The 21802-nt window shown below is 41.0% G+C and carries 14 protein-coding genes; 5 read left to right on the top strand and 9 right to left on the bottom strand.

Features of this window, described 5'->3' with window-relative positions:
* Positions 1-121: 121 nt before the first annotated feature.
* The 3 genes from M23134_RS40615 to porZ form a co-directional block, all read right to left on the bottom strand.
* Complete coding sequence (locus M23134_RS40615) at positions 122-1204, bottom strand: SiaC family regulatory phosphoprotein (protein ID WP_002701583.1); 1083 nt, start codon at positions 1202-1204, stop codon at positions 122-124.
* A 155-nt stretch (positions 1205-1359) separates the two neighbouring features.
* Positions 1360-1731, bottom strand: a complete 372-nt coding sequence (locus M23134_RS26720) for a DUF1987 domain-containing protein (protein ID WP_002701582.1) — start codon at positions 1729-1731, stop codon at positions 1360-1362.
* 413 nt (positions 1732-2144) lie between these two features.
* Positions 2145-4433: a type IX secretion system anionic LPS delivery protein PorZ gene (gene porZ / locus M23134_RS26715; RefSeq protein WP_002701579.1), complete on the bottom strand. Its 2289-nt coding sequence runs from the start codon at positions 4431-4433 to the stop codon at positions 2145-2147.
* Positions 4434-4763: 330 nt separating this feature from the next.
* On the opposite strand from porZ, the gene recO reads away from it, so the two are divergent.
* Complete coding sequence (gene recO, locus M23134_RS26710) at positions 4764-5465, top strand: DNA repair protein RecO (protein WP_002701578.1); 702 nt, start codon at positions 4764-4766, stop codon at positions 5463-5465.
* Positions 5466-5687: 222 nt separating this feature from the next.
* On the top strand, positions 5688-5882 hold the full coding sequence (locus M23134_RS26705) for a cold-shock protein (RefSeq protein ID WP_002701575.1): 195 nt from the start codon (positions 5688-5690) through the stop codon (positions 5880-5882).
* 234 nt (positions 5883-6116) lie between these two features.
* Here the strand turns inward: M23134_RS26705 and ffh are convergent, their stop codons facing one another.
* The 4 genes from ffh to M23134_RS42790 form a co-directional block, all read right to left on the bottom strand.
* A complete protein-coding gene (gene ffh / locus M23134_RS26700) occupies positions 6117-7421 on the bottom strand; it encodes a signal recognition particle protein (RefSeq protein WP_002701574.1) in 1305 nt (434 codons plus the stop codon).
* A gap of 549 nt (positions 7422-7970) precedes the next feature.
* Complete coding sequence (locus tag M23134_RS26695) at positions 7971-8216, bottom strand: hypothetical protein (protein ID WP_045114389.1); 246 nt, start codon at positions 8214-8216, stop codon at positions 7971-7973.
* Positions 8216-8689 (bottom strand): hypothetical protein, encoded by a 474-nt coding sequence (locus M23134_RS42260; protein ID WP_232296839.1) that lies wholly within the window; start codon positions 8687-8689, stop codon positions 8216-8218. Before M23134_RS42260 ends, M23134_RS26695 begins: the two co-directional genes overlap by 1 nt.
* A gap of 325 nt (positions 8690-9014) precedes the next feature.
* Complete coding sequence (locus M23134_RS42790; RefSeq protein ID WP_394330670.1) at positions 9015-9272, bottom strand: transposase; 258 nt, start codon at positions 9270-9272, stop codon at positions 9015-9017.
* Positions 9273-10252: 980 nt separating this feature from the next.
* Between M23134_RS42790 and M23134_RS26680 the strand changes: the two genes are divergently transcribed.
* Positions 10253-13552: a gliding motility-associated C-terminal domain-containing protein gene (locus M23134_RS26680; protein WP_082226714.1), complete on the top strand. Its 3300-nt coding sequence runs from the start codon at positions 10253-10255 to the stop codon at positions 13550-13552.
* 367 nt (positions 13553-13919) lie between these two features.
* On the opposite strand, the gene M23134_RS26670 is transcribed toward M23134_RS26680, so the two are convergent.
* The gene (locus M23134_RS26670; protein WP_002701569.1) at positions 13920-14588 is read right to left on the bottom strand and encodes a PspA/IM30 family protein; all 669 of its coding nucleotides are present in this window, start codon (positions 14586-14588) and stop codon (positions 13920-13922) included.
* A gap of 144 nt (positions 14589-14732) precedes the next feature.
* On the opposite strand from M23134_RS26670, the gene M23134_RS38950 reads away from it, so the two are divergent.
* Complete coding sequence (locus M23134_RS38950) at positions 14733-15179, top strand: COG1361 family protein (RefSeq protein WP_002701568.1); 447 nt, start codon at positions 14733-14735, stop codon at positions 15177-15179.
* A 65-nt stretch (positions 15180-15244) separates the two neighbouring features.
* Here M23134_RS38950 and M23134_RS26660 read toward each other — a convergent pair whose 3' ends face one another.
* Positions 15245-16726 carry an ATP-binding protein gene (locus M23134_RS26660; RefSeq protein WP_002701567.1) on the bottom strand — a complete coding sequence of 494 codons (1482 nt, stop codon included), beginning with the start codon at positions 16724-16726 and terminating at the stop codon, positions 15245-15247.
* A gap of 883 nt (positions 16727-17609) precedes the next feature.
* Between M23134_RS26660 and M23134_RS26650 the strand changes: the two genes are divergently transcribed.
* Complete coding sequence (locus tag M23134_RS26650; protein ID WP_002701558.1) at positions 17610-21773, top strand: DUF445 family protein; 4164 nt, start codon at positions 17610-17612, stop codon at positions 21771-21773.
* The last annotated feature ends 29 nt before the right edge of the window (positions 21774-21802 follow it).

The raw sequence follows: 21802 nt of genomic DNA, 5'->3' as shown, positions 1-21802 counted from the left end.
TGAGCAGTGAGCTACATTAATAATTTCCCTGTACAAATCTACAAAAGTATATATAAACAATTCCTCATTCTTTAACATATCCATGATATTTTCAAGAACATCCCCTCTACCTTCTTATTGATTACCAACGAAAGTAAAACTCAAAAGGTACCTTTACCAATTCGGCAAACTCATAACCGGTTTCTTCCAATTCCTCGTCGTCCAGGTCGAGATGCCATACAATGACCGACCCCGGAATAGTATCTAGCCGACTAAACACATCTAACAATAACTTACTAGACGAGGTATTCCAATAATGCAAATCGACATGAAAACGAGTTACCTGGTTAGAAGCCTGTTGGTACTGTGTCCACCAATCGAGGGTAGGTTCATAAAACACCAATGCTTCTTCCATAATACTGTTGCCCTTCATCTGAAATACCCCATTGATTGCATCAAGCAAAATAAAAGGAGAGTCGCTACCTGGTGAATGCCAGTAACGGGGCAAATGCGTGCGGAGGTTTGTCCAACCTAACACTTGAGCAGGCAATTGATTCACCTCGTTTTGGGGCACCCATATTTCTTTAATTTTTTTTAAATGCCGCTCTGTCTGAGCATCAAGGTTTTGTAAATGGTTGGCTGATACATACAATTGCTCTAGTTTAGACAAATAAGGCAGTACATCGGGTAAATTATCAATCAGAGTTCCGGTTATATGCAAAGTTTTGAGGTGGAGCAAAAATGACAAAACAATGGGCAGTTTTTTAAACGGGGTATAAGACAAGTTGAGTTGTTCGAGGTGGGACAGGTGTTGCAAAAAACCAGGTAAAGTAGTAAGCGAAGTATACGCCAGTTGTAAATGTTTGATGTGAGTAAAGTATTCTAAACCACGGGGCAACGTTTTTAGCGCTGCATCATTCGAGAAATCAAACCCCTGCAACCAACTGAGTTTTGAGAAATAGGGCAAAATATCACTAAACGATAGTTTATAATCGCTTACCCCCAACATTCCGGGGGTATTCTGAAAAAGATGAAAAAATCCTTTTTGTAAACAAAGACGGCGAACTTTTACCGGGCGGTAAGAAAGCAGTAACCGATGAAGCTTGCGATGATCTGGCAATCCCATCCCTTTGATTATTTGCAATGCCAAATCTATATTAGTTAAACTTTCACTCTCTATGAGTTGAATAAGTTTTTGAATATGATTGGCATCGTTCACTTGCATACAAAATTCCCATTTTATTATGTGAAATATAAAAAGTTAAGGGGAACTTCGTTAATTTTTTAAATAATCTTTACCAAGTTTTTACAATAAAGGGATAGAATTGTGGTTTTGAACCTAGGCACCACCCTACTTTTTGGTGGCTAAATAGTACGCAATTATTTTCCTACATTTTTTATTTCAAAAGGCAAATCAAGGTCTTCGGCGTAGTCCTCTCCCATTTCTTTCATATCTTTTCCTCCTTCGGTAGGGTACAACCACACCACACGGGTATTGGGTATTTTTTTAAGGGTAAGAAACAGGTTGTACAAAGTACGTGTACAGTCTGTATTGATGTATTCTAAACGTATAGATACTTTAGTTTCACGATTGGGTCGGTTTCTGTATACACCAAACCAAGCCAGTACAGGCTGCAAAAACTCTTCACAATATTCGGGGTACATACTCCCCATTAACTCAAAAATGCCCTTATCCGCATCTAACTTCACCTCTGGAGTATACTTGGTGGCTTCCAGATATAGTGTATCCATAATTTGCTCTTTTTTTTTATAACTTTCTTAAAATATAGAAGAAAATTTTAGGTGAATATAATAAAATCTCTCAATCAAGAATTATGAAATGAGATATTTTGCTCATGTTTTTTTCTTTTTCTCATTCACACAAGTATACGCAATTATCTTACTTTGCAAATAACCACTAATCTTTTCTTTTTTAATTTGGCGTGTGTGCCTTGAAATTAGTCTTTTTGATTGTTTTATAAAGCTTTTCAACTTTGAAGCATTACTAATTTAAAAAAAGCATGCTTTATTCTCAAAAATGAAGCGTTGTTTTTAAAGCCGAAATTAATAAAAGTTACATATTTTTCAATAGTTAAAGGCTTTTTGTACAACACAAATATTTTATCCAAAAATTACATTTTGCCTTACGGCAATATTCTATAGCACTACTCTATCACGGCTATTTTAGTCACCAACGTTTCGGTACCGTCAGCATTGGTACTAAACAACAAATAAATGCCTGTTTTTGCCCGGTGTCCGGTATAGTCTCTCAAGTCCCAACTCACTGTACCTCCTTGTGCTTGAGTTTGGTAAATCAGCTTGCCCGACACATCTGTAATTTTGACTTTAGCATCGTCTACCAATCCTGAAATACCCAACAAGCCATTAAAGTTGGGGCGCACCGGGTTAGGAAAGACTTTGACCTCTTGGTGCGTTTGTTCACCTGTAGTGGCAGTTCCTCTATAAGACACCAACCCCTTGTCAGTAGCCACAAATACCTCCCCGGTTTGAGGCTGAATAGTTACATCATATATAATGTCTGAAGGCAAAGGGCTGTTTTTAGTCGTGAAATGGTGTACCAGTTGGGTTCCATCAGGATTAAATAACCACAAACCATTGTTAGTCCCCATCCATTTACGATTGCCCCCATCTACTGCAATAGTGCTTACTTTTTCGGCACGCAACAGGTTTTGTCCATCAAAAATGGGTTTAGAAGCATCAATGGCCGCCTGAAAAGCATCGGCTGGATTAAAAAACACCGTTACCCCTTTGTCGGTGCCCACCCATATCTGCCCCTCTTTGTCTTGCACCATGCTATACACCCTGGGGCTGGGCAAGTTGCCATTGTTTACCGTAGTATTCAGCACTTTACTGCGGTTCAACTGTGGATCATACACCCAAATGCCAGCACTTGCTGCCGGGCTTAGGCGCATCCACAAATACCCCCCAAAAGAAGATAAAATACCTAAAGGAGCTCCTGTAGCACTTGTAGGAGCCGATACTACGCTCCATTCCCTTTGCACATCACGCTTATGCAAAAACCGTCGGGCAATGTCGTCAGAAGGGTTCGTAACCCAAAGGTTGCCCTCAACATCGGTTGTAATACCCCCTACCCTCACAGTGTTGTCAGTACTAGCACGTAAAGTACTGCCAGCAACCGATGTCAACGCATTGTCTTTGAAAACGTACAACCCCGATTGAAACGAGCCTATATACAGTTGTTGGTCTTGACTATTCAACCCCGCTGCGACCCAATCTTTGACGTTGGCAATTGCATGAGAGTGCAAAGGGTCAAAAGCATTGTAGTTTTTCCATTGGGCATTGTCAAACAAATAAAAACCAGCACTGCTATTTAGCGGGGTTTCGTCAAACTGATAACCACCCGACAAAGCCAGTATTTGGCTTTGGTAAGCATACAAGTGCCTGCTCTCGGCACTTGCCGGGCCATTGGGGAAGAAAGCGTTATAAGTTGTGCCATTTTTTTGTACCAACCCATTCACCCCATCTCCTATCCATATTACTCCATTGGCACCCACCAAAGCCACCTGAGGCGAATTAAGTTTGCTATTGGTAAAGATAGTTACTTGATTTTGAGCATTCAACAGCAACAACTGATGATCTATGCTGAGCAACAACTGGCCATTAGACGCTCGCACATCACGTATTTGCCCGGTATTGGGGGCAACAGGAGCAGGCAGACTTACTTTTGTCCATTGATTGTTGTGGGCGTATTCATACAACTCATAGTTGGTGCGTCCTACATATACTTTGCTGGCAAAACTCACAATATAGTTAAACTCCAAAGTGTCTATGCCAGTGCTGGGTTCAAACCGTTGCCAGGCATTAAAATCCTGCAAATTTACGCTTCCGTTGAAAGGCGCATAATACACTCCATTCTCGGTGGCTATATACACACTATCTTGCGAAAATGTAGCGGCTTTTATAGCAATGCTACGCCCGTTTACCCCCAGGTTTTGGTAGGTTTCTTTTATTTCGTTTTTGCTCAGGTCTAACACCACTATACCAAAATCAGTAGATAGATAGGCATTGTTGCCTTGTATCAGTATATGATTGACTTGCTTTGACTCTGTAATATTTTTGTTGGTTTTGATGGTAGGAATATTGACAATTTCGTCGCTTTTCAGTAAATCTATGTTACCATTTTGGTAAGTAACTACCAAGGTTTTCAGTGCCTCATGATAGGCTATCTGGCTTATTTCAGTATCACTCAATCCACTTATTTTCGACATTGTATTGAGGGTGTTGTCGGTTTGATCGACATAAAAAAAACCGTTGCTACTGGCTGCATATACCTTATTATTGCCCAAAGCCAGGCTTTTTACCATTTGATAAGCCGCGTGGGTACGCCAGGTGCCCAGTGGTATGTTTTGCGCCCCAAGATGTATACTCAGGCAACAACCTATCAAACAAATTACTGATTTGATTTGATTCATTTTTTAATTTTGTTAATAGTCATTCTTCAATTGCGTGCACAGTTTGCGTGGCGACTGCTTGTGAACCGAATCGACAGTAGCTTGCTGTGATGAGTTCAACATAGTTAAACAAGGTTTGCCTAGTGGAGACTATGCCGACATTCGATACGCATCGGTATCTAAGAACTTGTCGCTTAAAGCTTGCCCCTATTACAAGTTACTTACCACTTGCGCAAAGAAAACAAGGCAAATTATACCAAATTAGCAGGTTTCACAAACAGTACGAAAAATTTACTCAACACATCATTAAAAAGTTAGCCAAATCAAGGGTAATTTTATTAATTTACTCTCATGTTAAAGAAAACAAGAGGCATAGTCATTCACTATACTAAATACAGCGAAACATCCATCATTGCCAAAATATTTACTGAAGAAATGGGCATGAAAACTTATATTATAAATGGGGTGAGGTCGAACAAGAATGGTAGCAAAATAGCCCTCTATCAACCACTTACCCTGTTAGACATGGTAGTATATTATAAGCAAAACACTAGCAATATTCAACGTATTTCAGAAGCACGTTGCCATGTGCCATTTCATAACATTCCTTTTGATTTTCAGAAGTCTACCATCGCGCTTTTTATTGCCGAAGTACTCAGCAAAGCACTACGCGAAGAAGAAGAAAACCACCTGTTGTTTGACTTTTTGCTCAATGCACTTGTGTGGTTTGATGATACTCAAAAAGATTTCCGGGCATTTCACTTACAGTTTTTGGCAAAAATGCCTCGTTTTTTGGGCTTTGACCCTCAATCGGCTGACGTGATGATAGCCGAAGTAAACAACCAGCGTCCCGTATCTTTTCCTTCGACAAAAAGTACACAAATAAAACAGGTCATCAACCAGTTATTGAGCAGTAATTTTGAAGAAACTATTGCTATAGAGTCTGCCACCAGAAGTTATGTAATTGACTTGTTGTTAGAGTATTACCATTTACATATAGGTGGTTTTGGCACACTCAAATCGCTGACAGTACTGCGCGAAATGATGGATTAAATAAGGGGTGGAAATAAACTTTGGGTAATTATCTTTTTTTTTTGCCAAAAAAAAACCTATTTGCTCACTATCAATTAAAAATTTGACCGAGCATTCGCTTATAAATTTAACACTTATAAGTGGTCTCAAAAAAAATTTTAAAAACTCAAAAATTAATTTACTATAAACTATTTTATAAGGCCACAATAACTTATCTTTGGGCTTTATTACAAAATTACAATAATGAATACAGGAACAGTAAAATTTTTCAATGAATCTAAAGGATTTGGATTCATTACCGAAGATGGTTCAAACAAAGAATACTTCACTCACGTGTCAGGATTAGTTGACGATATTCGTGAAGGCGATGAAGTAGAATTTGAACTTCAAGAAGGTAGAAAAGGATTGAATGCAGTAAATGTTAAGCGTATCAGATAAGCATTGAAATTCACGTTACAGCAATGTAATGTCTACATAAAGAATCCAAGCCCTTGTTCCTAAACAGAGTAAGGGTTTTTTTATACCCTCATCTTTAGCTCAAAAACGACAAGTAGTGCCCTACTACCTGTCGCCTTATTGTTTTCTAACTAATAAACTTGATGAATTGCCAAAATAACAAAGACTACCTAAAGTCTAAAACCCTCTCCAAGCTATTGAATCTTATTTACCCAACTATTTAAACTTGCCCCCTTTATTAAGCTTTTTCATCATTTTACGCATATCTTCAAACTGCTTGATGAGCTGCCCCACTTGCTGTATAGAATTACCACTACCATTGGCAATCCTTTTTTGTCTATTGGCGTCCCTGAGCAATACAGGTTTTTGCCGTTCTTGTGGTGTCATAGAATAAATCATTGCCTCAATGGGTGTAAGCGATTCATTGCTCAAGTCGGTATTGCGTAAAAGCTTGTTGGTACCAGGCAACGCCCCTATCAAGTCTTTGAGGCTGCCCATTTTTTTTATGTTTTGCAGCTGCGCTAAAAAATCGTTATAATCAAACTGATTTTTACGCATTTTGCGTTGTAGTCGCTCCTGCGCTTTCCTTTCCTCGTCAGAGTATGCCTCATTTACTAGAAGCAAAGCATCGCCCATGTCTAAAATGCGTCCTGCCATTCCCTCTGGGCGAAAAGTATCTAAAGCCCTCATCTGCTCGCCAGTGCCTATAAACTTGATAGGTTTATCGACTACCGCACGAATAGACAAAGCAGCACCACCGCGCGTGTCTCCATCCATTTTGGTCAGCACTACCCCATCAAAATCAATACGTTCGTTAAAAGCCTTTGCTGTATTTACTGCATCTTGTCCTGTCATAGCATCTACCACAAACAAAGTTTCCGAAGGCTGAATGGCGGCTTTTATTTGGGCAATCTCTAGCATCATTACTTCATCTATTGCCAACCGCCCAGCCGTGTCTACCACCACCACTTTATAATGATGGGTTTTGGCATGTTCTACCGCATTTTGGGCAATTGCCACTGGGTTCTTATTATCAGGCTCAGCATATACCTCTACTCCTATTTGTTCGCCCACCACTTTTAGCTGTTCAATGGCAGCGGGACGGTATACATCGCAAGCCACCAACAGCACTTTTTTGTGTTGCTTTTGCTGAATTAAGTTCGCCAGTTTACCCGAAAAAGTGGTTTTACCCGAACCTTGTAGCCCTGCCATTAATACTATAGCAGGACTGCCCTTAAGGTTCGCCTCTTGCGGCTTACCCCCCATTAGTTCGGTGAGCTTTTCGTGGACAATTTTTATGAGTACTTGCCCTGGTGCTAAACTCTTGAGCACCTTGCGCCCCAAGGCTTCTACCTTGATGTCGTCGGTTACTTGTTTGGCAATTTTATAGTTTACATCGGCATCTATCAACGCTCGTCGAATGTCTTTGATAGTAGAAGCTACATTTACCTCGGTAATGCGTCCTTTGCCTTTGAGTTTGTGTACAGCTTCTTCTATCCGCTGACTTAATGATTCAAACATGTTTGTTTTGTTTTAGTGAATACACGACCCGGTTGTGCCTGTTTTCGACTCAACAAACATTGCTCAAAATCTCTTAATCAGACATAGTGACCGTTTTTATCCCGACAGTCTCAGCCAAATAAGTCACTTTGACACACTTCTATCTCTTTTGGGTGTTTCAGAGGAGGAAGACTTAACACAGCGAAAGGTCGCATTTTTTATAAAAACGTAATAAAAAACACAACCCTCTCGTGACAAGCACGGATTCAAGCATTTGCGAAGCAGGACGATTTGTGCCTAATGTTCATTGATAACTCTGCCTCGCACTGCAGAAGCAATCTTACAGCTTGAAAACTCGAAAATCAATCAGAAATGTGCTATTATAAAACGTCAGTTCTTTTAGGTCTTCCAAAGAAAATTTGAAGGTTTGAATGAGTAAAAGTATCGCTCCTTACAGAACAAACTTTCATTACACAGCAAAGACTGCATTCGCAGATTAAAAACCCCGAACTTGTTTTCGCATTAGCGTCAACCTAAGGTTGCTTAGGAAACCTTATCTCGACTTTAGCCTTATGTAGCATACATTAATGTCTGCTGCATATGCTCGAGCAAATCTTTTGATATTGTTACTTTACACTCGCCTGTTTTTGGCGAGTGTAAAAAATTAAATTTATTCCAAAAAAGCCCCCTGGTGTAAGCCAGCGCATCACTAAAGGTTGGATACGGCTTTTTATACCAGGAAGTCTCGACAACAGGCAATTCGCCCATGAGTGCTTGCCTGTGAGCCATTAATGTGACTATAGAAAATAAGCTCATCAACGCAGGTGTTGTTCATCACTCCATTGTCTTTGAGTTCCTACTCCCAGGTGCTTTCTTACTTCCCCGAAGGTAACTTCTACTGACCAACGCCTGACATAGTAAGTCACAATCTCTTTTAAAGAGAGAGACAAATCGGTGCAGAGTATTGCCCTTGGCTCAAGTTTTTGATCAGGATCACACAACAAAACCCACCTTAATGGAATCACTGGTTTTCCTGCCCGATACCATAAAGCAGTTCCTGTAGTCACTTTGTTTGCATGACCATACCACTCAGTAATCGTAATCATCTGCCAAACTGTTTGAGGGTTTTCCAATACCTCCGTTAGCTTGGGCAATTTATCCCCTTTTTTACGATTGGGACCTCTTTGCCCTGACAGACGTGGAGGAACAAAGTCAGCATCCATGCGCATAGTTGCCAACTTACATACCTTATTAAGCAGCTCCATACAGGCATAACTATTATCTCCCACTACAATTATTTCCCTATCAGGTAACCAGCAATGAAATTAGCTGAGCTGCTCGCTGGGTGACTGTTTTATGAACCTTGCCCTGTTTCTGTGCATAACCTTCGCTTGGTGCAAGGGTGCTTAGAAAAGGAAATGCCCAAACGCGACCAGCCCACGGAACATTAACCAGCAACATCACACAAAGCCAACGCAATCCACTACACTTGACAAAATGAGATTTACTACTCCGGACACTATCCCTGTAAATTCCTCGTTTACTGATTTTTCTACCCCACCTTCGTTCAATAGTCTCATCTATCCCAAATACTAACTTATCTCCAGGAAGCAATCACTTAAGAAGTTGATGAAGTAAAATTTTAGAACATCTTAATGATGACCAATTGGCTCTGCTCAAAACACGATGGTACTTGCCAAAGTTCTTTACCTTACTCAAACCCAAGATGCGAAGCACAGAGCTTATGGTTCGTTTACCTTGACATAAGATTGCCCCTGCCAGTAAAAATTGAACATGCGAATATATACGCTTTGAAAACACACCTTTAAATTGTATTATCACATCAAGAAACTCATTCGGGAATATTTGCATTGTTAAAAATGTTTGGTCACAATTTTAACTTGTTTTTCCCGGAGTGGGTTTCTTTTTTGCAAATGGCTAAAGTCGAGATAAGGAATAGTACCAAAATAAATTTACATTTTTAACGTCATCTTTCGCTGACAGAATTCGTTAAAAAAACTTGCCGTAGCGCTGCTATGACGCCGTCCCGCAGGGCTGGCTCAATATCCACTGGATATTGCCCTGCCTCTCCTGCCAACAAAATATTTTGGCGTTACTATAGAACTTTATTTTTACACCATTCCTTATCAAATCTGATAGGGCTTTTTTGTTGCTTAAAATTATGGTAACCCAACTCTCCCCTACCCCTTAAGAAAAAACAACCCGAAAGGAAAAATTCCTAACGGGTTCGTCACAAAAGGTAGTTAAACAAAAATTTATCTTTAATAACCAAAAACTATTCATTAACTTGTTTTCGGCAGGTGTATTATCTAATACTTTGAACATTGTTATTAAAACAATGGCTGTTGTATATAGCAAGCCCAAAAATGAAGGTATGCATAAGAGGCAGCAAAACTATAAAACTTTATGGCTTTTTTCATATAAATGACCTGATAAATTCACTCTAGTTGTCTTATACAAACAAATGAGTTACAATAAGGGTAGGCTACCAGTTGGTGGTCTTACTATTACAATAGTATCTTGCAGATAAAAATATACTAAGAGCTTGTTTAAAATTCATTAATTAGGTCTTTTACGTGATTTTCCTGATTATATATTGTCAAATTTATCAGCAATAGCGCGGCTATTCCTTCAAAATTAGTTTAAATATTAATTTTCAAAGGTGAAACAGAGCTCGCTAAAGCTCGTTTTGACGCATCTAATCCGAAAACTCATCATAAAATCTCCTATGACCGACAATTTAAACAAGCTCTAAAACCAGACAAAAGAAACCATGTAATACGTACAGATAGTAGTTGTCAAAGTACGTGTATAAACTTAATGTCATTGAAATGAATAAAACCATACTCTTCCTCTGGATGCTCTTAATAGGAGCATCAGGCTATATACAGGCTCAAGTCCCTGTTTTAGCCAAAGCACGGGCACACCACAAAAAACCTCCTCAAAGCAAAAACTACAAGTTTGTTGAAAACAAGAATCAGTGGGACAACACTGTCAAATTCAGGGCAGCTATTCCAAGTGGCTTTATGTTTCTAAAAAATGATGGCTTTCAATATACTTATTATGACTCCAAGGCAATAGGGCGCCTACACACTGCCAATGTATCTTCGGTGGCGAGCCGTACAGCTCAAGCCCAACAAATCAAAGCACATAGTTTTGAGGTAAAATTTAAGGATGCCAACCCTCAACCTCAGATAACCGCCCAAGAGCCAGTACCCGAAACTATGAACTATTTTTTGGGCAAAGACCCCACCAAATGGGCTACCAATGTTCAAAGTTATCACTCGATTCATTACCAAAACATTTATCCTTCTATAGACCTGAAGCTGTATGAACGAAACAACGCTTTGAAATACGAATTTATAGTGGCTCCCAACACCTCGCCCAAAATCATTCGAATGCAATACAATGCGGCTGATAACATTCGCCTAAAAGATGGCCAACTGGAAATACAAACGAGCCTGGGCAAGGTGATAGAAAAGCGCCCGTATTGTTACCAAATCATTCAAGGTAAAAAAATAATCGTAGAGACTCGCTTCAAACTCAACAACAATGAGGTAAGCTTTGAATTTCCTTATGGTTACAACCCCAACTTTGCCTTGGTGATAGACCCTGAACTGGTTTTTTCTACCTACTCAGGATCTTTTGCCGACAACTGGGGCAACACCGCCACTTTCGATGCTGCAGGCAACTTGTATGCTGGAGGCACTGCGTTTGGCTCTAACTTTCCACTTACGCTAGGCGCTTTTCAGTCAGCTTATGGAGGGCAAATAGATGTAGGTATTCTTAAGTTTAGCGCTCAAGGCGATCGCTTATTGTACGGGTCTTTTTATGGGGGGCAAGATGCCGAAGTGCCCCATAGCCTGGTAGTAGACAACAACGATGACTTAATCATTATGGGCACCACTGGCTCTGATGACCTGCCTACCAGCAATACCGCCTTTGACCAAACATTTAACAATGCCAGCGGTTTTCCATCGGTTACTCCACTGGCAGGTATGCGCTACACCTCAGGCAGCGATATTTTTATTGCTAAAATAAGTCAAAACGGCAACCAGCTCAAGGCAGCTACTTATATAGGCGGTAACAACAACGACGGGCTAAATACTTCTACTTTACCTCGTATCAAAAACTACGGAGACGCGTACCGGGGCGATGTGTTTGTAGATGGCAGCAACAACATTTATGTAGCCTCTACCACACTGTCTACCGATTTTCCGGTAGTTAACGCCATTCAACCTGCTATTTCGGCAGGGCACGATGCAGTGGTTTTTAAAATGACCAGCGACCTTACCACTATGGTGTGGGGTACTTACTTGGGTGGTAATGGATTTGACGGAGCTTTTTCAATTAAAGTATTCAAAGACCAGGAAGTGTTTGTAGCAGGAGCTACTACCAGCACGGGTTTGCCCAGCTCTGCCGATGCCCTGCACCGCAACAACCTTGGTTCTGATGATGGTTTTATTGCCCGTATATCTAACAATGGCAACACCCTCGAAAAACTGACGTATTTGGGCACCAATAATGCCGATCAAGCATTTTTTATAGACCTGGACACTAACAGCAATGTCTATGCTTTTGGGCAAACTTTTGGTAACTATCCAGTCACCCCTGATGTGTACTCTAATGGCAATGCCAAGCAATTTATCCATAAACTTAACAAAGACCTGTCTGCAACCATTTATTCTACGGTGATAGGTTCGGGACGCAGCGAACCAGACATTTCACCTACGGCTTTCTTGGTCAATGATTGTGAGAACGTATACATTACGGGTTGGGGTGGCAGCATTAACCATAATTTTTTGCCCAACGGATACACCACCCAACCTATGCGCAACAGTAGCACCAACGATTTACCCATCACTTTTGACGGGGTACAACAAACTACTGATGGAGATGATTTTTATATAGCGGTACTTTCTGCTGGAGCTAAAGACCTGGTGTATGGCACTTTTCTGGGCAGTAATCTTTCAAGGGGTGAACACGTAGATGGAGGGACTTGTCGTTTTAGTAAAAATGGCATTGTATACCACTCGGTATGTGCCTGTGGCGATGGTTCTACCTTTCCTACTACTCCCAATGCTTACTCACAGTTTAACCGCAGCAATAACTGCAACAATGCCGCTTTTAAATTTGATGTAGATATATTAACGGTTGATTTTGACATTAAAGACTCGGTTCAAAACGATGTCACTGAAATTTGTGCCCCAGCCACGCTTAACTTTGTGTATAAAGGTTTGGGTGCCAGTACTTTTGACTGGAACATAAGCAATGGTGTAGGCAATATTGGGAATACCGAATCGGTCAGTTTCCGATTCAACGAAGAAGGCTTATTTACTGTAACCTTGGTAGCAAGTAGCCCTCCCAGCTGTTTGCGCACCCTTACCACCACCAAAACTTTTAGGGTGTATAAAAATACCCTGACAGTGAGTTTGTCTGATACGATTTGTGTACGCGACTCTATTCCATTACGGGTCACCTCAAGCAAGTCGGTAGTGAGCTATCTCTGGACTCCAGGTACTGGCTTAAGTGATAGCACCATTGCCAACCCTGTGGCAAGCCCTGCCCAAACGACTAACTATAAGGTAACCGTAAAAGATGTTGATGGTTGTGAGACTGCGGCTTTGGTAACAGTCAATGTCTTAGATTTTCCTACCACTAATTTTGTAGCTAAGGTGCTGAATGAATGCGGCAAAGTGCCCAGAATAAAGCTAGTGCCCGATGCAGGTGAGGGATTGAAGCATACCTGGCAAATGGGCAATGGTGAGGTGTTTAACAACGAATCGGGAGGAGGGTTTTACACCTATCCAGAGTCGGGCAGTTATACCATTACCTATACTGTAGCCAATAGTCATTGTAGTGCCACCGATTCGGTAAAGGTAACCGTAGACAATACAGTGCCTGAGTTGCCCAATGTAATTACGCCTAATGGCGATGGTAAAAACGACTTTTTTGTCAGCCCTTATACCGATCATAAGGTAGAAATATACAATCGTTGGGGCAGAAAAATATTTGAGCGAGATCAATACCAAAACGACTGGGGCACAGACGCAGACCCTGGTATTTATTATTACATCCTTATTTCGCCAGAAGGTGTTCGCTGTAAAAATTGGCTCAAAGTAACAAAGTAGTGATTATACAAGCTGTACAAAAACATGTGGGTTTGCATTGCTCAGGTCACCCTCCGGTAAGACCTTCACAGGAAATGGAGGTTGGGAAAACGTAACTCCCAACCTGCCTTTACCTTTATATTGAGCTATGGCGGGCTTTTAGCCTTTAGCTTTTTTTTGAGCTATGGTGGGCTGTTAGCCTTTAGCTTTTTTTTGAGCTATGGTGGGCTGTTAGCCTTTAGCTTTTGTTTGGCTGTTTATATTGAGCCTTTAGCCTTAAATTATCATATTTGCGAATTAGTTGGGAATCGGTAGCCTGCAGTTTTAGCTGCGCTTTGCGCCAATTCGTAATTCGTAATTCGTAATTAAAATATTTATCGACTCAAACTCACCCCATATTCATTTTGGCGCGCAATTGTGCCAAGTCCTCATTGATAGAAGAACTCTGCTCAAGGGCTTTAAATTCATCGTCTAACCCTCCGCTCTCATCGGCAAGCTCTACCATTGCTTCTGCCTCTGCTTCTGCTTTAAGTATGCGCTCTTCAAACTTATCAAATCGAGCAAAATTGTTGTCCATATCAAAGCCTCCCAGTTGCTTGGCAAGTTTCTTTTGGGTTTTGGCCATTTGGTTGCGTGCCAATAAGGTACTTTCTTTCATGCGGGCTTCTTTGAGCTTAGACTTGAGGGCGTCTACCTGATTACGCAACGACTTAGTGGCTGCCGAAGCGTTTTTTAGCATTTTCTGGTACTCATTGGCTTGTGTTGCAAGCGTGGCTTTTTGCATCAACGCCTGACGTGCCAGGTTCTCGTTGCCGCTCTGTAGCGCCACCATTGCCTTGCGTTCCCAGTTTTGCGCTTTATTTGCCAGTCCTTTGTATTTTCGTTCCAATTGCTTTTCGCTTGCCAGGGCTTTCGCCAAAGCAGTTGTTGACTTAGCCACCCCTTCTTCCATCTCTATGACCATTTGTTTAATCATCTTTTCGGGGTCTTCGGCCTTATCAAATAAGTCGTTGATATAAGCCCGGATAATATCGGCAATCCGTTTAAAAATGCTCATAAGTAAAAGTAAGTTTTATAAGGTAAGTAATACGAGTATCCATAATACAAAAATATTGCAGGTGGGAAAAGTTTTAATCATAAAATAGTTGAGATTTGTCTGACATTACCATAACTTATCGCTAACAACTCTAATCAAATATTTATGAAAAGCTACCTTTATATTCTATGGGTAAGTGTAGGTATGTTTGCTTGTACTTCTTCTTCTCAAACCAACCACAAACAATTGACAGTAACCCTTGTTCCCGAAAAAACCACCTATGCCGTGGGCGAAGACATTCGGCTCAAGATGGTGGTAAAAAACAATGCTGACAAACCCTATAAGTTTTGCAAATGGCACACACCTTTTGAAGGTTTTCGCAGCAATTGCCTCAGCATAAGCGAGGTAGACTATCAAGGCCTTCTGGCAAAACGTAGTACTCCGGAAGCTGACGACTACCAAACCCTGAAAAGTGGCGCATCAACGGAGGTAAGCTTTACATTGGACAAAAGCTACCCCATTACCAAACCTGGTACTTACGATATTCAGTTCAAGGGCAACAGTATCAACCAACTGCCCAGCTCTGCCACAGTAACTATTACGGTGAAGTAAACAAAAAAACCACTCAAGGAATCCTTCCTCAAGTGGGCTTTTGTTATGTTATTTTTACAATACTGCTATCGCTTATTGCGAAACAAGTCGCGAATGTTGCCTCGCACCGAGCCACCGTGGGTGCTTAGCTGGGTAGACAAGTACTGGCGAAACTCGGCAGCACTCAGGTTATTGGTACCCTTCGACACCGTCTGTAATACACAGTAGTTTCTGAACTTTTCTATCCAGGCGCCCGTTACCTGTATTTTTTCGGCAAGTTCACTTACCTTAATCGTGGGATCAAGGTCAAATATATCGCGGTTGATAAACAAGTGCTCCCACAAACGACGACGGGTAAACTCATCAGGGTCGCTGTAGCGGATTTGCGTATCAAAACGACGCGAAAAGGCTTCGTCCAGGTCTACCCCTTTGTTGGTAGACAAGAAAATCATTCCTTCGTATTCTTCAAATTTATAGAGCAAATAACTCACCTCTTGGTTGGCGTAGCGGTCTTGAGCCGAACTAGTGCTGGTTCGCTTACCAAACAGGGCATCTGCCTCGTCGAAAAACAACACCCAATCTTTGTTGGCAGCCTGCAAAAACAACATTTCCAGCTTTTTGGAGGTTTCACCCACATATTTATCTACAATGTTCGAGATGTTGATTCGGTACAAGGGCTTGCCCGTGGCTTTGCCCAACAACGCCAAGGTCAAGGTTTTACCCGTTCCCGGAGGACCATACAACAATACCCGGTACCCCTTCATTGCTTTGTCGCCTACTATGCTGCGTACATTGTCGTAGTTTTTTACCCACTGACGCGCCTGTTCTACCATCTCACCCTCTCGTTCATTCAAAAACAAGTCATCCCAGGTTTTGTCGGTATTCAGCACCGTGGCGGGGAAAGATTCGTTGTATTGGGGTACATACTCTTTGCCTCTTACCAGGCGGTCTATGTATTCGTCCGACAAAATCAATTGGCCACCCAAAGGAGGATCATTGCCCATTGTACGCGACAAAGACAAAATGCCTTGTCTAAACAAGTAATGTTGAGGGTTGATCACGGCTTGTACCAAGGCTCTTTTTCTCAGGTCGTTGCCTGCCAGTATGTGCATAGCAGTTTCGCCAGTAGGCAAAAAACCTTTAAAGTTACTGGAGGTATGAATGCCGCCAAACTCCACCACATCACGACCAAGATCGTCTTGTATTCTGAAGTAATCCAGCAACCCAGGACGCAGGTAAGGGCACATTGCCAACAGTAATATAACCCGTTCGGCGTATTGAATAAACCGAAGCGTGCCTTCTGTTACATGAAAATCGTGAAGAATGATGTTGTCTGGAGTACGGGCAAAAACCTCTTCAAGCAACGCCGCATAATGTGAAGGCCTAAAATCTATCGGGTTAATGGGTGGAGCGGAAACATTGCTTACCAATGCTTCAAAATTAAAAACGGTTTCATCGTTTCTAAAAAGGGTATCTCGTACTTTCAATACCCCATCTAGCCACTCTAGTTCCTGATGTAATGCCAACCAATGATTGTCTCGGTTTATATAAAGTTTATCTATATCCATTCAATATATTAGTAGTGGTTTTTTGCTGATTTAATAAAAAAATGCCTTTTAACTACGGTTTTATAAGTTGCTAAAAATCAACGTGATAGAAAAGTGTAGTTACCTGTAAACCGAATCTACAGCAATTTGCTGTGATGAGCTCAACGCAGTTAAACAGGGTGCACCTAGCCCCCTGTCGGAACTCCTAACTAACAAATACATAACTCACTGAAAGTAAGCATACTATAATTTATTAGTTACCTATAGAACAGGGTGCACTAGAGCCTAGCCCCTAGAACCTTGTTGGGGCTTCTAAGTAGGTAAAGTAGATTTCTGCCCCTTTTCATATTTAGTGTCTGGAGTACTGGTTTCACCTCTTTCCTGAGAGGCTTTAGACATTGTATTACAAACGCATCTGCTAAAAAAGACAAAATTTCGTATTTCCACAATTCTTTGCTCTACCAAGTGCCAAAACGCGTAAGGTTTTCTGCCATTTTTTGCATAAGTGCTCATTTTCAAGGCTTTTGTATCTTTTTTGTGAGTAGTATGAAGCACGTCTATGGCTTTTCAACAAAGTTGTAGATAGAATATGTAAGATTATAGTATCTTAGCGCGTCATAAATAATTAAGTAGATCATTAGTAAAACTACAAAAATAACCTGGCCGCAGAACGAAGTTCAAGCTCTGCGCAACTAATCCATAGAACAATATCTATGGTGGGGGGTGTTTCTTCAAAAAATGACTCCATAGCTTTGGTGCCGATGAATCGGAGTTTCCAACTATGCCACATTTTTTGCTCGCTCACCCACTAATTGTAAATCCCGCACGGCAGGGATATTTTGTTCTTCTGGACTATTTTATTTTTTCCATTTTACTTACCAAATTTAACCAATAAATCATTTATATGATAGGTGGAATTTTCTCAAAAATACTGGCTGGCTCAGTTGTAGGCTACATTACCAATTACCTGGCAATTCAAATGCTCTTTCAAGAGTATTTTAAGGTGAAAATATCTAAAAAGAAAAAGTTTAGCCTTGGAGGAGTAGTAGTAAAAGAAAGGGCGGAGTTTGAAAGTCAGATAAGCAAACTTGTCGAAAGCGATGTTATTCACCACCAAGCGCTTGAGCGTGAACTTCAAAAAAACGGCTTTACTGAAACCCTTCATAACATCCTCAACGATTTATTTTCTGACAAACTGATTGCACAGGTTCCACCCGGGTTTACCGTAGCAGATATTCCACACATCGACCAGTCATTTGCCAACCTGAGTCAAACAATGGTTACGGGCTTATCTACTCCCCTCGAAAACGTATTGCTACATAGTGTAGGACACTTGCCACTGGGACAAATTTTGTCGGGCAAACAAAGCCAACATGTTGCAGGAGCACTTACTCAAGTTATTCAGGAGTTTGTTGACGAGGAAACCAATTATGTAGATGACTTTATTCTGGAACTGATGCAAGATATTCAGCAAAAAAGTGTGCTGGATTTTATCAGTGAAAAAGACTTACAAACCCTTACGAATAACGGCAACGCCATTTTTAGCGATTTGCACGAAGTGCTCAAGCACAACTATGCAGATAGCATAGATCAAATCATTCAGCAATCGTTGCGCACCCTTAATATACCTCAGCTCATAGAAACTATCAGTAAACAGGTGGGCAATAAAAAGCTCTATGACTTGTTGGGCGAAACCCGAATAGAGCACCTGCCCAAGGTATTGGTGGCTGAAGTAGAGAAAATATTTGATAATGATGTTGGGCAAGACATCATAGAAAGCATACTTAAATTTTTGCTCAACACCCTGGAAAAAGAGTCCTCTACTATTCTCGATTTGCTGTCGGGCAACCTTAAAATAAGTGTGGAGAATTTTCTTGCCACCAAACTGCCTAACATCATTGCCAAGCTCGTTCCCTGGCTTAAAGAAAAAAAGGGCAAACTCAGTGAAATTATTCAGCAAAGTTTCCAAAAAAACACCTCAGCACTCAAAAAACTATTGGTCAATATTTTTGTAGGCAATGTGGGCAACTATGTGGGGGTTGAGCAAAAGATTATTGACATTATTGAAAAGCAGGAGCCAGAAAAAATAGCCAGCCAAGCCTCCGAGTACCTCATCAATTATTTGCAAAAAACTACCATTGGCGACATCATCAAGAGCATTAACCAGGAACGAATGCTTGATACGGTGATTCCGCTCATTCAAGACAGTTTACTCAAAGTAATCAGAAACCTAAAAGTAGACTCCCTCAAAGAGTTATTTGACCGAAAACTCAACAGCTTTGTATCAGAAGCAGATATTAAGAAAAACCTGGAGAAGTTTATCCAAAACCTGATAGACAAGAACCTGAAAAGCCAATGGTTGTACAGCGACAAAGTAAGCACATTTGCGCAAAACAATTTAGAAACGCTTATAAATAAACTCGCCAAACAACCACTAGGTAATGTGCTCAAAGGAGAGCAATTGGGTAAGTATACCAAAGAAGTAAGGGAGGTACTGAGCACCATTCTTCAGAAAAGCCACCCTCAATTGCAAAAAGTGATCAACGAAGCCATTGTCAATTATGCCGATGAGCGCTCGCTGGACGCCTTGGTAAGGGTAGAACAAAACAAACAACTGCATCAGTGGATGCTGGGCATGATAGGTAACCTGCTACAAGAACAAACCCAACATCTTAAACAAGATAAATTACGCCATTATATTCAACAGTTGGGAAACATCAAATCGCTCGACCAACACCTCTCAGGGTATTTGCAAAGTTACCTGAGTAGCAACCTGAGTGAGCTGATGGAAGGACGGGTAGAAGATTTGGTAAAACACAACCTTGCCAACCTGCCCGACAATAAACTCAAAGGGATGATCTACAAGGCGCTGGGTAAGGAACTCAAACCTATTAGTTATTTTGGAGCCTTGTTGGGGGCAGTTACTGGCGGATTGCTTAATTTTTTGCCTACGGTAGGTCAATCGGCCGCCAAAATAGCTGTGCCAGCCACAGCTTATGGGGCCACTGGTTGGGGTACCAACTGGCTTGCCATTAAAATGATATTCAGGCCTTACCAACCAGTAAAAATTCCTTTTATAAAGCGACGTTTACCGTTTACTCCTGGGGTAGTGGCAAAAAACAAAGCTCGCTTTGCCGAAAGTATGGGGCGTTTTATTGGCGATAGCCTGCTCAATCAAGATACTCTTAAGGGCAATTTTGCCAAAAATCAGGAAATCATAGAGCGCCGTTTTTTGGCAATGTTGGGTAAAAACCGTTATGCTTTTCTGGAGAAGTTAATCCAAAGCAACGAACAGGGAATTTCGCAAAATGTAGGGGGCAAACTGTATGACTACCTGCTTTCGCAGGAAGAAAGTATTACCAATGGCATTGGGCAGGTGATTAGCCAATACAAAGATTGGAAACTGACCGAACTGGATACTACTGGCATAGAAGACCGCCTGGTGCAATACCTCAACCGAGACAGTTTTCAGCATTCGTTGGAAAGTCTGATAGAACGACGCATAGACAAGACTCGTATAAGCAACCCTACGCTAGGAGAAATGTTGCCTCAAAACATCAATGATCACCTGGAGAAGTTTCTGCAACAGGTCATAGAACAACAGTTTGGTCAACTCAATGGCAAGCTCACTGTAGCTAAAGTGCTGGAATTGGTAAACCTGCCCCAGTTGGGCGGCAAACTCAATGAACTGCTCGCCAAAGACTTGCATACTTTGCTGGGGGAATCGCAAACTCAAAAGTTAAAAGATCAAATTTTTGGTTTTATTAAGAAAAAGCTACAAAGTCCTCAGCTCAAAGACTGGGCGTTTGCACTGATCAATGAAAAAATAATTGCAGAGTTTAACGATGAAGTTCAAGTCAAAGATTTATTGGGTGGTAAGCTCATTCAGTTACTGGAAAACAACCTGAATAATATATTAAAACAAATTATTCATGTAGGGCTCGATTGGCTCAAAGAAAACAAAGACGATATAGCCGATAAGGTGTACGAAGATGCTTATGCGCAAAACTCGCTCGCCTGGACTTATAAGGGCTCAATCAAAGGATCGGCCAGTAACTTGATTGAAGAAGGAATTCCTGATTTTTTTGAGAACGAATTTGACAGCATTCACGAAATTATTCATGAAGAAATAGTCACGTTGGGCTCTATCCGCATTGCCGACATACAGCACGATGTAGGACTGGATACTGACAACCTAAAACAGAGAATTGACCATGTACTCAACGATTCGTTGTTGCTGTTTAGAATCAAACAATTGCTTGACATTGTACTGGAGGAAAGAATTTTTAAGATACCAATCAATCAGTTTCTCAACGCCAATGCCGCCCAGTTGGTGGGCTACTCTCAGTCGGTGGTGTTGCCAGAACTCAACCTGGTACTCGGCTTTATAAAAATGCAATTACAAAACCCTCAGAACATTTCGGCTATAGCCAGCCCGTTGAGCATGTTATTGGGGCAAATTATTCGCCGCAGGCTATTGCCTACTCCTCTTAACAACTTGCTTAAGGGCTTAGACAACGACACCTTTGATGCGTTGAATGAAAGGGTAGCGAAGTTTCTGATCCAATCTTCTGGTTTTCAAAATCATCAGCGTATTTTGATAGAAAAAATGGTGGCTCGTGCCAAAACCAAATCGTTGAACGAAATGCTCGACCTGGCGGTGTTCAAAGATGATATTTCGGCTGCATTACACCAGCTCTTGCACGACCCCAAAAGTAAGGAAGTGATTATAAAAGAACTGGAAAATTTTATTGAACAAAACTTAACCAAAATTACCCAAAGCATTGCTACTCCTACCAAAGAGTATCTAGTAAAAACACTGACCAAGTCTATTTTCACCTCGCTGGAAAACAATATCAGTGAATTGATCAATTCGATAGATTTTAAAAAAATAGTAGTTACTGAGATTGAAAACATGCACCCCCAACAGTTAGAAAAGCTGTTTTATGGATTTGCTGGTAAGTATTTCAAATACTTGATTGGCTACGGTTTTGGCTTTGGTATTATTTTCGGGCTTGCCATTGACTTTGGCTTAGTAGAGTTGCTAAAACTATTGGGAGCAGGGTAATTGAATCTATAAAAAAGCGCTACCTCAGG

It is taken from the genome of Microscilla marina ATCC 23134 (assembly GCF_000169175.1).
Taxonomy (GTDB): domain Bacteria; phylum Bacteroidota; class Bacteroidia; order Cytophagales; family Microscillaceae; genus Microscilla; species Microscilla marina.
The sequence above is the reverse complement of the archived record's forward strand: the minus strand, read 5'-3'. Positions and strand labels throughout refer to the sequence as shown.